We start from the raw sequence: 12,077 nt of genomic DNA, 5'->3' as shown, positions 1-12,077 counted from the left end.
AATGTGCGGATATCCTTCACCTGCCTATTGGTCGCTCGGCGTGGTGGGAATGTTCCTTTGTCGAAGGAGTTTCGTGAAATAGGTGCGCTGGAGTCCCAGCAACTGCGCGGCCTTGGTCTGATTCCACTCGGCGCGTTTCAACGCGTTGAACAGCACGAGATGACTGTAGCGTTCCATGGCCGCATAATAGGGAAGCGCCGTCGGATCTGATTCCGACAGAGGTACCGCCGCCGGCTGCAGGCCAAGATGCTCCGGGCATATCGTGTTGTTTCGGCAGAGAATGACGGCCCGCGCCAAGACATTTTCCAGTTCGCGGATATTGCCGGGCCAGGAATATTCCGACAGCACCTTCATGGCTTGGTCGTCGATACTCATCCCCGCCCCACGGCCGGTTTTGGAGAAGCGTTTGAGAAAATGGTCGATCAGGATCGGTAGGTCGTTTCTTCGCTCACGCAGCGGCGGCAATATGATTGGAAACACATTCAGCCGATAATAGAGATCCTCCCGGAACGATCCAGCGCGTACCGCCGCTTTCAGGTCCCGATTGGTAGCGGCAATGAAGCGGACGTTCACGCGAACCTGGTTGGTGCCGCCGATTCGATGAAACTCGAGGTCCTGTAAGACTCGCAAAAGTCGCCCCTGTAGCCCGATCGGCACGTCGCCGATCTCGTCCAAGAACACCGTGCCGCCCTCAGCCGCTTCCAGCTTCCCGATCATGCGCGTGAGCGCCCCTGTAAAGGATCCTTTTTCATGGCCGAAAAGTTCGTTTTCGAGTAACTGCTCAGGCAACGCCGCACAATTGATGGCCATCAAAGGCTTCCGTGCGCGTGGGCTCCAGCGGTGGATCGACCGTGCCAAGACTTCCTTTCCCGTGCCGGTTTCCCCAAGAAGCAGGACGGTCATGTCCGAAGGCGATGCCTGTTTCGCCATGTCAATCACCGCCGTCATACGATCGCTGTTGCCGACTACCATCTCATAACGTCGTAGCGCATCCGATCGTAGCTGTGTCAGCTCCCCTTGTAGGGCCTGACGCTCGCGAATTTTGTCGATCGCTATTGCGAGATGATCTGCATCGAACGGTTTGGTCAGAAATTCCTGCGCGCCCAGCTTCATGGCTTCCACAGCCCGATCGACCGTGCCGAAGGCAGTCATGATCACCACGGCGGGGCGACAGGAAGCGGCCATTGTTGTGTCACCCGCCAATTGTTTCATGACATCTATCCCGCCCAATTCCGGCATCTCAAGATCCAAGAGGACGATATCGGGATCGTTCTCGCGAATTATGCGAAGCGCTTCCTTTCCGTTCGAAGCGGACTGGCATTGGTAACCGAGCCATTCAAGGCGGTTCTGCAAACTGCTTACAATATCTCCGTCGTCATCGACGATCAAAACTCTTCCAGCCATCAGCGTCCCCCGGCAAGCAAGTCAAATTGTAAAGGAACGGACTATGAAATAACACTTTCTAGGGCAGGGTGAGAAAAGCGAGGCCGACGCTGAATAGGTTTATTAACGCTTACGCCGCGCCTGTTTGGCGGGAACCAGAATATTGTCGATAAGCCGAACTGCTCCGATACGGACGGCTCCCAGCAACACGGCCTTCTGGGTCACTGTTGAAAGCGGTTCGAGCGTTGTCGGATCGCAGACCGCCAGATAGTCGATACTGAATGCAGACTCTTTCTTAATGACCTCGATCATCGCCTCCTGAACTGCCGCCCCCTCAGTCACTCCTCTTCGGATTGCCTCGGCGCCTGCCCGCAGACTCTTGTACAACGTAACGGCGCGTTTTCGTTCCTCCTGCGACAGATAGACATTGCGCGAACTCATCGCCAGCCCATCCTCTTCACGCACCGTCGGATGCACGACGATCTCCACTCCGAGATTCAGATCCTGCACCAGCTGCCGCACAAGTGCCGATTGTTGGAAATCTTTCTGCCCAAAGAGCGCGATCCGGGGACGAACAATCCCGAAGAGTTTCGTTACGACGGTCGCGACGCCTGAAAAATGATGGGGACGTATCTCCCCTTCCCACCGGCGCGCGACGGTCGGAACCGTCACCATGGTTTGAAATCCGTTCGGGTACATCGCTCCTGCAGTCGGCTCAAAACAGACATCCACGCCTTCTTTCCGGCATAGGGCTCTGTCCCGCGAGATAGGGCGTGGGTACTTGGCCAGATCTTCACGGGGACCGAACTGTGTCGGATTCACGAAGATACTGACGGCGAGCGCGTCGCATCGCAACCGCGCCGCGCGAATCAGCGCCCGATGGCCCTCGTGCAGCGCTCCCATCGTCGGAACCAGGCCGATCGTCACGCCCTCGCGTCTGAGTCGCTCGCTCCAGGCTGTCATGGCCGTGGGTGAACGAATGATTTTCATGAGCCGGGCGGTGAACTACAGGCAGGACGCGAGCCGTATCTGGTTGAAGGCTGAGGGAACAGGAGACGCACATGAGACTGGTCCTTGGCCTCCGTCAACAGCTGAGCCATCGATTGATTGAGGATCGGATGGACCCAGAGCGGATCGAGTTCATTCATCGGCATGAGGACGAATCGGCGTTGATGGAGACGAGGATGCGGAATGGTCAGCCCTGGTTCCTTGATCACACGCTCCCCATAAAAGAGGATGTCCAAGTCGATCGTGCGAGGACCGGACCGATTGTCTTCATCTCGGTCCAGCGCGCGCTCGATTTCCTGGAGGGTCGTGAGGAGGCTGCGTGGAGTAATGTCCGTTTCAAGCTGCACCACCCCATTGAGAAACCATCCTTCCCCGGGATCGATCCGGTCGCGGACCGGTTCTGTTTCATACAACAGCGAGACGCCCTGCAGGCGAGAATGTGGGAGGAGGCCGAGCAACGTCACCGCTCGATCGCAAAAATCGACTCGATCGCCGACGTTCGATCCGAATCCGATGAAGACGGTCTCACTCATGAGCGTATCTCGTGAAGCGTTATTCGTGAATCGCTGACACGACGATGATTCAGTATGCGATTCCGGTTAACGTTGAACGAATAACGATCTAGAATCCCACTTTTTTAATTCGCTCGACCGCTTCCGCCAACCGCTCTTTGGTCGTGCAGACCGTCATGCGAATATAGCCTTCGCCCGGCGCGCCGAAGCCGTTGCCCGGCGTCGTCACAATCCCGGCTTTTTCCAACAAATGGGCGGTGAAGGACGCGGAGGTATAGCCCTTCGGCACCGTCACCCAGATATAGAAGGCGGCTGGCGGCGCATCCACTTCCAAGCCCAGCTGCTTGAGCCCCGGAATGAGGGTATCGCGGCGCTCCTGGTAGATCGTTCGGATGCCGTCGGTGACCGAGTCGTCCAAGCCCAACGCGGTAATGCCGGCCTCTTGAACCGCCTCAAAGCAACCGGAGTCGAGGTTGCTCTTCACCTTGCCGAGGCCGGCCAGAACCTCCTTGTTGCCGACGACAAACCCCAGGCGCCAGCCGGTCATGTTATACGTCTTCGAGAGAGAGTGGAACTCCACGCCGACGTCCTTGGCGCCCTCCACTTCCATAAAACTCGCCGGACGCTTGCCGTCGTAATAAATTTCCGAATAGGCCGCATCGTGGCAGATGATGATCCGATTGTCCTGCGCGAACTCGATGGCCCGCTTGAAGTAGTCCTTCGTCATAATCACGGACGTGGGATTATTCGGAGAATTCAGCCACATCAGCTTGGCTTTCTTGGCCACATTCTTTGGGATCGCGCTCAGATCCGGCAGGAATCCGTTTGCTTTCGTCAGCGGCATGATGTGCGACACACCACCTGAAAAGCCGGTGCCGACGGGATACACCGGGTAGCCGGGGCTGGGGACCAGCACGATATCGCCCGGATCGACGAAGGCAAGGTGGATATGCCCGATGCCCTCTTTCGAACCGATGAGGGTCAGGACCTCGCTGGTGGGATCGAGCGTGACCTTGAAGCGACGCTTGTACCAGTCCGCTACAGCCTTCCTGAACGACAGCATGCCTTCATAGGAGGGGTACTGGTGATGTTTGGGGTCTTTCGCCGCTTTCGCCAAACTATCGATAATCGGCGCAGGCGTCGGCAAGTCCGGATCGCCGATCCCGAGATTGATGATATCGACCCCACGGGCAATGGCCTCCTGCTTCATCTTATCGATCGCGGCAAACAAATAGGGAGGCAGCGTTTTGATGCGTGTGGCAACTTCGATCGGAAAACCGGCCATTCCTTTGGCTCCTTTCGAGATGAGTTCACCTATGGGAACGCGACAAGGTCAGAAAGCGCGTAGAAGAACCTTCTAATTGTGAGACGTTCAAACCGAAGGCGTAGGTTACTTCAGGGAAGCGCCGGCAATCAACGTGTAGGGCTAAGAAGATGGCCGATGAGCCGATCAGCCATTTCATGGAGTTGCGGGAGCCGCGGCAATGCGGCCGCTTTGACCTGCCGGGCGGCAAGACGCGCTTTCATCAAATCCGGCGCACATTCTCGGCACAACGAGTCGATACCGTCTTCCTCCATTTCCAAATGAAAGAGCAGGCCATAGGCGCGATCGCCATAACGAAAGGCCTGCAATGGCGCAATGTCCGATCCGGCCAAGGGCACACAATCTTTTGGCAAATCAAAGATCTCTCCGTGCCATTCAAAGACCTCGAAGGACTCCGGGCCAGCCCCGAACACAGGGTCTGTTTTCCCCTCGTCGGTCAACCGAACAGGCGTCATACCGATCTCCAGCGCCTTGCCTGGTCGCACAGTCCCCCCGAGTGCCTTCGCCATGAACTGGCTCCCAAGGCACACCCCGATCACCGGCTTACCGGCGTGAAGGGCGGATCTGATGAAGGCGGCCTCTTCGGCGATCCATGTGTCGGAATCGTTCACCGACATCGGCCCGCCCATGACGATCAGGAGATCACCTGTATCGTGCGGCACGCCTTCCTTCGGGACGAGAGAATAGTCGAGACTCACGCCACGCTTGGCAAGAGCCGTGGTGAACGTTCCAGGACCTTCGAAGGGAACGTGTTGGAGACAGATAGCTGTTGGCATGTACACGTCCGGCTGAATGATCGTCCCCGAGCGTCAGGACCTGGACTTTCGCTGAGTGGATACATACACTGTCCCTACAAAGGCAGCAAGAGAAGAATCCTCAGATAGATGGACGAGGGCCCCATGCCTCCACCTCCTGCTCAAGCTCTCCTTAGCCGTCCGGTCCCTCGGAGCCTCACGGACATCGCCTTGCCACGACGCGCACGGTTTCACTCGTCGCCGGGGGACTGGCGCGACGAAGTCCTCTACTTTCTCTTGGTCGATCGATTCAGCGATGGGCGGGAGTCCTCCAGGCCGCTCCTCGATCGAAACCGCCGCTCGACATTTCGGCCCGGTGGGCATGATGGGCAACCCTGGCGGTGGGATCGCTGGGCTGAATCAGGCGCCCATCGATGGCAAGGCGGAACGCTCCGCGGCGTGGAATCCAAGCTGAGCTACCTCCGAGATCTAGGCATTACCGCATTGTGGTTGAGTCCGGTGTTCAAACAACGTGGTCACCTTGATACCTTTCACGGCTATGGCATTCAGCATTTCTTGGATGTGGACCCTCGATTCGGCACAAGAGAAGATCTGGTGGCTCTGGTCGAGGCGGCTCATGCCCGCGGCATGAAGATTGTCCTGGATATTATCTTCAACCATTCTGGGTTCAACTGGGTTTATCCGGGAGGAGCCAGGGAACCTGCCTACAGATCTTTTCCGGATCACTACGCGTTCGGTTCCTGGCTTGGCCGGAACGGCGAGGAAATAGGCCCTACCGTCGGAGATCTCGAAACCGGCGTCTGGCCGGCTGAGATGCAATCCATCGATTGCTATACCAGAGCGGGCGTCGGAAGTCTCGGGGCCGGCAGTCTGGATGATCCCAACGCCGAACATAAGCGAACCGACTTCTTTACCCTGCGCGACTTCTCGCTCAGCTCACGAGGGGTACTGGATCACCTGGCGGCTTGCTATCGCTACTGGATCGCCCTGACCGACTGCGACGGCTTCCGGATCGATACGCTGAAGCATGTGTCGTTTGAAGAAGGACGCAATTTCTGTGGAGCGATCAAGGAATTCGCCGCCAATCTCGGCAAGACAAACTTCCTGCTCGTCGGCGAAGTCGCCGGAGGGGATTTCGCGCAAGATCGTTACCTCGATGTGCTTGGTCGCAATCTGGATGCCGCTCTCGATATCGGCGGGATGCGGATGACCCTTCACAACGTGGCGAAGGGGTTGGCCCCTCCGCAGACCTACTTCGATGGCTTCGACGCCGGCAATGCGGAAATGGGATCTCACCGGAATATCGGCTTGCGGCATGTCTCTATCTTGGATGATCACGACCATGTCTTCGGTCAAAAGATCCGCTTCTCGAGCGAAGCGGCGTCGGAGGAGCAAGTGGTGGCCGGCGTCGCGCTGCAGCTCTTCACGCTGGGCATCCCCTGCGTCTACTACGGAACAGAGCAATCATTCGCCGGGCCGGAGGAGTCGGAGCGCCGATTTCTCCCCGGTTGGAAGGGTGGTGACCATGCCGATCGGTACCTGCGCGAAACCATGTTCGGCCCGGAACATCCTCGGGCTCCAGGACGGGCGGGCTTGTCAGTGACCGACGGGCTGGACGTGACCCTGCCGGGATTCGGTCCGTTCGGAACAGCGGGCGCCCACTGCTTCGATCCGAACTTTCATGTCTATCGCCGGATTGCAGCCCTTGCTGCCGTTCGCCGACGCTTTCCGGCGCTGCGCGTGGGGCGACAATATTTACGGCCGGTCTCGCTGTTCGACGGACCATTCCTCTGGCAAGGACCGGGGGAGCTCGTCTCCTGGTCCAGGATTCTCAGCGATGAGGAGGCGCTGTGCGTGATCAACGCCCATGGGACTCAGACGCGTGGCGGCGATGTCGTGGTGGACGCGGATCTGAACCAGCCAGGCCTGGCGCTGACCGTCATTGCGAACAGTGTGGAATCGGGAATGGGAACATCCACGGAGGTATCCCATCCGATCGGATCACCACTTCCCATCAAACGCCGCCCCGACGGCACGGCCTTCGTCGAAATCCGCAAGATGGCCCCTTCTGCTGTAATCGTGGCGGTCAATCATCCGTAAGATTCCGTTACGCTCCCCCCAGCGGTATTCGTGCGGGCAAACCCACGTTTCCCGCTGCCACACGCGCACACACCTAGCCCTGAGTCGATTCCTTGCGCTAGAATCGGCGTCGTGAAACACTCGCTCAAGAACGCAGAGGATCTTCGGTGGCTGATCGGCCATACGGGCGGATTCCGCTCAGGGTATGTGACCGACGTCCAGATGTCGAAACGCCGTCTCTTTGACGAAGGTTCCGGACGAGAAGTGCCGGCCGGCACCACCGTCTCAGTATCCATTCGCTATGAAATTCGCGACATGGTGCGAACGGCCAAACTCACCATGACCGGCGTGACGGACTTTTCCATCTTCGAGCAAGATGGGGCCGATTGTTCCACGCTGGGCACCATTCAGGCGGAATACAGCGCGGGCAAACTTCGCTTCTGGTTCGATCCCCAAGGGGAGCTCTACGTGGTATGCGATGAGGCCTCGCTGGATGAAATCGCCACGCCGTTCGTGACGGCCGACCAGGCGGCCGAGTTCGCTCGATGGACGTTCCAAGGCCGAGCGGACGAAGGCCCCACGGTGGAGTGGCTGTTACACAAACTGGATCGAGCCGGTCTGCCCTGCGCGTGGCGTGAAACGGCGCGGACCGTCGCGATTCATCCGGCGGTGCGGTGGGAAGGTGATCTGATTCCTGCAGACGAATCGACGGCCGGCGGGGAGCATATGGTTCACGTCATGGGCTATAGTCCGCTGGAGGGGCAAGGTTTTGGTCTGATGCTGCGGGTGATGGGGATTCAGGATCGGCGGCTGAGCCAGATCCTCGAAGTCTTGGCGAATCAGATCACCCAACAGTTCGTCGGTGACTGTCTCGTCGGCACAACGATCATCCCCGGCCACGAATGGGAGGGCTGGTTGATTCGGGAACACCACACACGAAACAGTCGATGAGCCTCAATGAAGGAGGAGGACGCTGAATCAGTGCGCGTGCTTGGGAGAGTAGTGTCCGTTGCCGTTCCCGTCCGCAAAACCTGGCGCACCGTTGCCGTTCACATACTCTGTCACAGAGTGGGACGCGCCGTTCCCGTTTATCTGCTGGTCCTTGCCGTTGATGCACTCCACCAAGGCCCAAAGCCGTAATGGGTTCACTCGTTGATTCCGAGCGATGCGGAGCGACGTCCCTTCCAACACGGTATTGAGCGACAAATCCGTCCGCCAACCCAGGTGCTTGGTCAGGGGGGAGATCACTTTTTCCACGGCTGCAATCACCTTGTTCCCGTTGCTGAAGTGATTGAGCATGATAATCCGGCCACCGGGACGGCAGACCCGAATCATCTCACTGACCACCGTCCGATAGTCCGGCACCGCCGTGACCACATAGGCCGCAACGACCGTGTCGAAGCTGTCATCCTGGAATTCCATCGCGCCTGCATCCATGCGGTGCAGCTGGACGTGATCGAGGCTATGCGCTTCCGCCTTTTCCTTTGCCTTGGCCAGCATCCCTTCGGACACATCGATCCCAATGATTCGGCAATGTCGAGGATACATGGGAAGGGCGAGCCCGGTCCCCACACCGACTTCAAGAATCTGTTCGTTGGGCTGCACATTCAGATTACGAATGGCCGATTCCCGCCCTTCATGGAAGACTTTTCCAAAAACCTTGTCGTAGAACCCCGCATAAGTCGTGTACACCCGCTCAATCTTGTTGGGATCCATGCTCTCCTCCAAACCTCACACAATCCGCTCTCTGCAAACCTCACACGGTCAGAGGCGGCAGACCGCCGTGGCGACGCGGGGGGAAAATTGAGGCGGGAAATCCACATGGTGCAAGGCCCGCCGGGAACGTAGTCGCCGGTACTGTAGCCAATCTCTCTTCAGCGAGTCAACAGATTCTTGCGGGATCCGAGGAAGAAATACTGTCCCAAGGACATATGGGCCATATCGGTCATTGGGACTTACCCGCCTTGATTCAGAGCTTGTTCCTATGTGATAGCTACGTCCATGATTCTGGCCGGCCTCTTCGCGGGGCTCTTGTTTATCGGACTGATTGTCGGTGATTGGCTGTATTTTATTCGGCCGACCCCGGACGCCATTCGGTATGGGTGTCGTGTCGCAACCAATCCGGACCAGTGGCCTGGAGCCACGTTCACCACTCTAGGCGATCGGTTCACGCCCGAGGGGGTGCTGCTGCTTCCGCATGGTGTCGCCTGGTTTTATCCACGGCTCTCCCAAATTGCGATCCGCCCTCAGTATCGCTTGTTCTCCAGGCGGTTCAGGACCGCCTGGCCGGTGAAAGGGCTTATCCATCTTTCGCCTCAGGATCAGACGCTGAACACGTTGTGCGTGAAACGGATGCCGTGGTCGTCGGCCATTCTGACGCTCCTGTGGTTTGCGCTCGTCTTGATCGGATCTCTGACCTTCGTAGTGCAGTATGCCATGGATGGAGGATTCGCATCACTGGGAGGAACCCTCACCGGCGTGGGGGTCATCGCCCTCGCCGCCCTTGTGCTGGCCTTTGGACTCGTCACGATGGCCCTTGCGTATCGACTTGAAGACAGCCGCCTCATGAAAGTCTATGCCGAGTTACGAGATGCTATCGAGGAACCTAGCCCCTCATAAAGACCCACCTGGCTGACTCTTTTGAGGATGCTGAAAAAGTTCGCCCAGCAAGGCCGCAACGAGCGAAAGGCCGAGGAGGTACCTACCAAGCTTCGCTTGAACCGTTCGCTTCAATCATATGCGAACGGATAAGCACCTTGCCATCGCCTTCCGTACGTTGAGGCCTTGAGCGATGCGACCTGCCTCGCGAAGCCGCGTCGGCAAAGGCGGGGAACGACGCTGGAGGACTTTTGCAGCATCCTCCACCTTAGGCAAGAAACAAGTTCAGGAAGTGATCATATTCAACCGGCAAGTTCAACGCTGCCCGGTTACGGGCCAAGCCGGCAATGATCCCGCGATGTTTCTTCGCAAGCCCTGAGGCATCAAACGCCTGCCCAAACTGCTCCCATTGCAAGGCAGGATCGGAGACGATTCGAAGTTGTTCTTCCTTCGGCCGCGCATGCACGATGGTGATCAGCATCCGAATCGCTTTTTCCACGCTCTCGTACGGCGGAGCCAATTTGAGACGGGCATAGAAAATCTCCAGATGACGGCGGAACTCCTCCTTCAGGATCTGACTCGGATCGGATACGGTAGGTTCGGCATCGGCCATGGCAATCATGCGGATAATACGGTATGAAGAAGGCAGGGAACAACTCTCAATGGAGGCACGCATGATACGGATGTTTGGCGGTGTGCTCAGTGCGCTTACCCTGATGGTGCTGGTCGGATGCTCGTCTCATCACCACCACGGCATGATGGGTGGCGGCAAGAGTGACGCGTATTGGGAAAAGGGCCGGCAAGACATGGAGAACTTGATCAATCGCACCGTGCAGGATCCCGAGAAGGCGAAGCAGGTGAATGCATTCGTCGGCGAGATCATCAAGGAGCTCAAGGAGAGCCGTGAACAGGAACGAGCCTATCACCGGCAGCTCTACACCTTGAACACCAGCTATACCGCGACGCCGGACGAATTTTCAAAAATCGTGAACGAGGCGAACATTCAACGGATGCAGAGCTCGGCCCGGGTGCTGAGCCTCCGGTTCAGAATGAAGGATCAGATGACCGCCGATGAGTGGAAGGCACTTTCGGACCGCATGGTCGCCTATAGCGGCCGTTATCAACACGGGAACGCAGGGGCGAAGACGGGGTATTAAAAGTCGTGAAGCGTATCTCGTGAAGCGTGAAGCGCGCGAAGGTCATCATCAGCGGTCATGGACGGTTAGATAACAAATGACTGATGACCAGTGACGCTACCTTTGAATCTCAGCCGGCGCGGCAGTGAGCGGCACCGCCGCCCACGTCGCGCCGGCGTCAGTCGACCGATAGAGTCCACTGCCGTTCGTGCCGGCGTAGAGCAGTTGCGGATTTTTCGGGTTCATGGCCAGGGCGAGAATATTCCGAGTTGCAATCCCCTGGTTCATTTCCTGCCAGGTCTTTCCGCTATCCGAACTTTTCCATATACCCTTCGACCCACCGACATAGAGCTGCGACGGCTCCCTGGGGTGGAGCAGAATGCTGCTGATAAAGGGATCAGGGAGGGATTGCCCGATCCGCTCCCATTGCTCGCCTTTATTCGTGGTGCGGAAGAGCCCTTTTGTCGTTCCCGCATAGACGATGGTGGGATTCGCCCGATCGAGCTCGATGGCATTGACCCCCAATGCCATCGAGGCCATCAGTTCGCGTCGGGAATCAGCCCGTTGTTGATTCGTTTCCACGACATCGCCGCGTCGTCTGATCGATACATTCCGCCCGTCGTCCCGCCGTACAGGATGGTGGAGTCCTTGAAATCGACGGCGATGGCCGTCACGATGTGAACTTCCTTCATCCCGTTCATCCGTTCTTCCCATTCGCGACCACCGTCTTTCGTGAAGAAGGCACCGACGGTCGTCGCGATATAGATCTTCTCGCTCACTGTCGGATGGAACACGAACTGATTCACGAACGACACGTGTTCTTTTAATCCCACGTTATATGGAAGCCAATGTTGTCCGCCGTCAGGACTCTTGTAGACCGCATCCCCCATCGTGCCGGCATAGATCGTGGCCGGCAGCAGCGGATCGATCGCCAGCGTCGTCACCCGGCGGGCACTGAAACTCGGGAATCGCTCCCAAGTCCCACCGCCATCGCGAGACTTATAGACTGCGTCATTCGTGGCCACATAGAGAATGTTGGCGTTGGTCGGATGGAGCGCGATCGAGACGATCGACTCGCTCTTCTTTTGGCAACCGAGAGAGAAGATCAAAACGGGAAGCGAGGCCAATGTCACGACGGTACGAAGCATCATTGTGGTGCAGGACCTAAGCATAGGGTTGGATGGGAGTCAAGACGAGAAGCGCCCCATGTAGCGCACTAGGCCGCGGTACCGATGAGGCTTTCCAGGGGAATGTGCAACTTGCGGTGGAGTCGACGAATCAT

Annotated in this window: 13 protein-coding genes; 4 read left to right on the top strand and 9 right to left on the bottom strand. The window is 57.8% G+C overall.

The genetic code is table 11. The features are described 5' to 3' along the window. Nucleotides 1-24 precede the first annotated feature (24 nt). The 5 genes from COMA2_RS09255 to COMA2_RS09235 form a co-directional block, all read right to left on the bottom strand. Nucleotides 25-1,404, bottom strand: coding sequence for a sigma-54-dependent transcriptional regulator (locus tag COMA2_RS09255; RefSeq protein ID WP_090896897.1), 1,380 nt, complete (start codon nt 1,402-1,404; stop codon nt 25-27). 102 nt (nt 1,405-1,506) lie between these two features. Beyond that, complete coding sequence (gene panC / locus COMA2_RS09250; protein WP_090896895.1) at nt 1,507-2,373, bottom strand: pantoate--beta-alanine ligase; 867 nt, start codon at nt 2,371-2,373, stop codon at nt 1,507-1,509. Further along, nucleotides 2,370-2,924: a 2-amino-4-hydroxy-6-hydroxymethyldihydropteridine diphosphokinase gene (folK, locus tag COMA2_RS09245; RefSeq protein ID WP_090896893.1), complete on the bottom strand. Its 555-nt coding sequence runs from the start codon at nt 2,922-2,924 to the stop codon at nt 2,370-2,372. The genes panC and folK overlap by 4 nt, the downstream gene beginning before the upstream one ends. Before the next feature lie 88 nt (nt 2,925-3,012). Beyond that, nucleotides 3,013-4,188: an LL-diaminopimelate aminotransferase gene (locus COMA2_RS09240; protein WP_090896890.1), complete on the bottom strand. Its 1,176-nt coding sequence runs from the start codon at nt 4,186-4,188 to the stop codon at nt 3,013-3,015. A gap of 128 nt (nt 4,189-4,316) precedes the next feature. After that, nucleotides 4,317-5,003, bottom strand: a complete 687-nt coding sequence (locus COMA2_RS09235) for a type 1 glutamine amidotransferase (protein ID WP_090896889.1) — start codon at nt 5,001-5,003, stop codon at nt 4,317-4,319. Nucleotides 5,004-5,126: 123 nt separating this feature from the next. Here COMA2_RS09235 and COMA2_RS09230 point away from each other — a divergent pair, with 123 nt between their 5' ends. Further along, nucleotides 5,127-7,082 (top strand): alpha-amylase family glycosyl hydrolase, encoded by a 1,956-nt coding sequence (locus COMA2_RS09230; RefSeq protein ID WP_090896886.1) that lies wholly within the window; start codon nt 5,127-5,129, stop codon nt 7,080-7,082. Between the two features lie 111 nt (nt 7,083-7,193). Then, nucleotides 7,194-8,012, top strand: a complete 819-nt coding sequence (locus COMA2_RS09225) for a hypothetical protein (RefSeq protein WP_090896885.1) — start codon at nt 7,194-7,196, stop codon at nt 8,010-8,012. Nucleotides 8,013-8,039: 27 nt separating this feature from the next. On the opposite strand, the gene COMA2_RS09220 is transcribed toward COMA2_RS09225, so the two are convergent. After that, complete coding sequence (locus tag COMA2_RS09220; RefSeq protein ID WP_090896883.1) at nt 8,040-8,777, bottom strand: class I SAM-dependent methyltransferase; 738 nt, start codon at nt 8,775-8,777, stop codon at nt 8,040-8,042. A gap of 285 nt (nt 8,778-9,062) precedes the next feature. On the opposite strand from COMA2_RS09220, the gene COMA2_RS09215 reads away from it, so the two are divergent. Continuing rightward, nucleotides 9,063-9,680: a hypothetical protein gene (locus tag COMA2_RS09215; protein ID WP_090896881.1), complete on the top strand. Its 618-nt coding sequence runs from the start codon at nt 9,063-9,065 to the stop codon at nt 9,678-9,680. Between the two features lie 247 nt (nt 9,681-9,927). On the opposite strand, the gene COMA2_RS09210 is transcribed toward COMA2_RS09215, so the two are convergent. After that, nucleotides 9,928-10,335, bottom strand: a complete 408-nt coding sequence (locus COMA2_RS09210; RefSeq protein WP_139077224.1) for a hypothetical protein — start codon at nt 10,333-10,335, stop codon at nt 9,928-9,930. Between COMA2_RS09210 and COMA2_RS09205 the strand changes: the two genes are divergently transcribed. Next, complete coding sequence (locus tag COMA2_RS09205; RefSeq protein WP_090896876.1) at nt 10,334-10,816, top strand: hypothetical protein; 483 nt, start codon at nt 10,334-10,336, stop codon at nt 10,814-10,816. The genes COMA2_RS09210 and COMA2_RS09205 overlap by 2 nt on opposite strands. A gap of 96 nt (nt 10,817-10,912) precedes the next feature. Here the strand turns inward: COMA2_RS09205 and COMA2_RS09200 are convergent, their stop codons facing one another. Next, the gene (locus tag COMA2_RS09200; protein ID WP_090896874.1) at nt 10,913-11,335 is read right to left on the bottom strand and encodes a WD40/YVTN/BNR-like repeat-containing protein; all 423 of its coding nucleotides are present in this window, start codon (nt 11,333-11,335) and stop codon (nt 10,913-10,915) included. After that, the gene (locus tag COMA2_RS09195) at nt 11,335-11,946 is read right to left on the bottom strand and encodes a WD40/YVTN/BNR-like repeat-containing protein (RefSeq protein WP_175304492.1); all 612 of its coding nucleotides are present in this window, start codon (nt 11,944-11,946) and stop codon (nt 11,335-11,337) included. The genes COMA2_RS09200 and COMA2_RS09195 overlap by 1 nt, the downstream gene beginning before the upstream one ends. Nucleotides 11,947-12,077: the final 131 nt, after the last annotated feature.

This window comes from Candidatus Nitrospira nitrificans (assembly GCF_001458775.1).
GTDB classification, from domain to species: Bacteria; Nitrospirota; Nitrospiria; order Nitrospirales; family Nitrospiraceae; genus Nitrospira_D; species Nitrospira_D nitrificans.
The sequence above is the reverse complement of the archived record's forward strand: the minus strand, read 5'-3'. Positions and strand labels throughout refer to the sequence as shown.

Coding starts and splice junctions, on each gene's coding strand:
- panC (WP_090896895.1), bottom strand. CDS start 2,373: ATGAAAATCATTCGTTCACCCACGGCCATGACAGCCTGGAGCGAGCGA.
- COMA2_RS09220 (WP_090896883.1), bottom strand. CDS start 8,777: ATGGATCCCAACAAGATTGAGCGGGTGTACACGACTTATGCGGGGTTC.
- folK (WP_090896893.1), bottom strand. CDS start 2,924: ATGAGTGAGACCGTCTTCATCGGATTCGGATCGAACGTCGGCGATCGA.
- COMA2_RS09255 (WP_090896897.1), bottom strand. CDS start 1,404: ATGGCTGGAAGAGTTTTGATCGTCGATGACGACGGAGATATTGTAAGC.
- COMA2_RS09195 (WP_175304492.1), bottom strand. CDS start 11,946: ATGATGCTTCGTACCGTCGTGACATTGGCCTCGCTTCCCGTTTTGATC.
- COMA2_RS09230 (WP_090896886.1), top strand. CDS start 5,127: ATGCCTCCACCTCCTGCTCAAGCTCTCCTTAGCCGTCCGGTCCCTCGG.
- COMA2_RS09215 (WP_090896881.1), top strand. CDS start 9,063: ATGATTCTGGCCGGCCTCTTCGCGGGGCTCTTGTTTATCGGACTGATT.
- COMA2_RS09210 (WP_139077224.1), bottom strand. CDS start 10,335: ATGCGTGCCTCCATTGAGAGTTGTTCCCTGCCTTCTTCATACCGTATT.
- COMA2_RS09200 (WP_090896874.1), bottom strand. CDS start 11,335: ATGGCCTCGATGGCATTGGGGGTCAATGCCATCGAGCTCGATCGGGCG.
- COMA2_RS09205 (WP_090896876.1), top strand. CDS start 10,334: ATGATACGGATGTTTGGCGGTGTGCTCAGTGCGCTTACCCTGATGGTG.
- COMA2_RS09240 (WP_090896890.1), bottom strand. CDS start 4,188: ATGGCCGGTTTTCCGATCGAAGTTGCCACACGCATCAAAACGCTGCCT.
- COMA2_RS09235 (WP_090896889.1), bottom strand. CDS start 5,003: ATGCCAACAGCTATCTGTCTCCAACACGTTCCCTTCGAAGGTCCTGGA.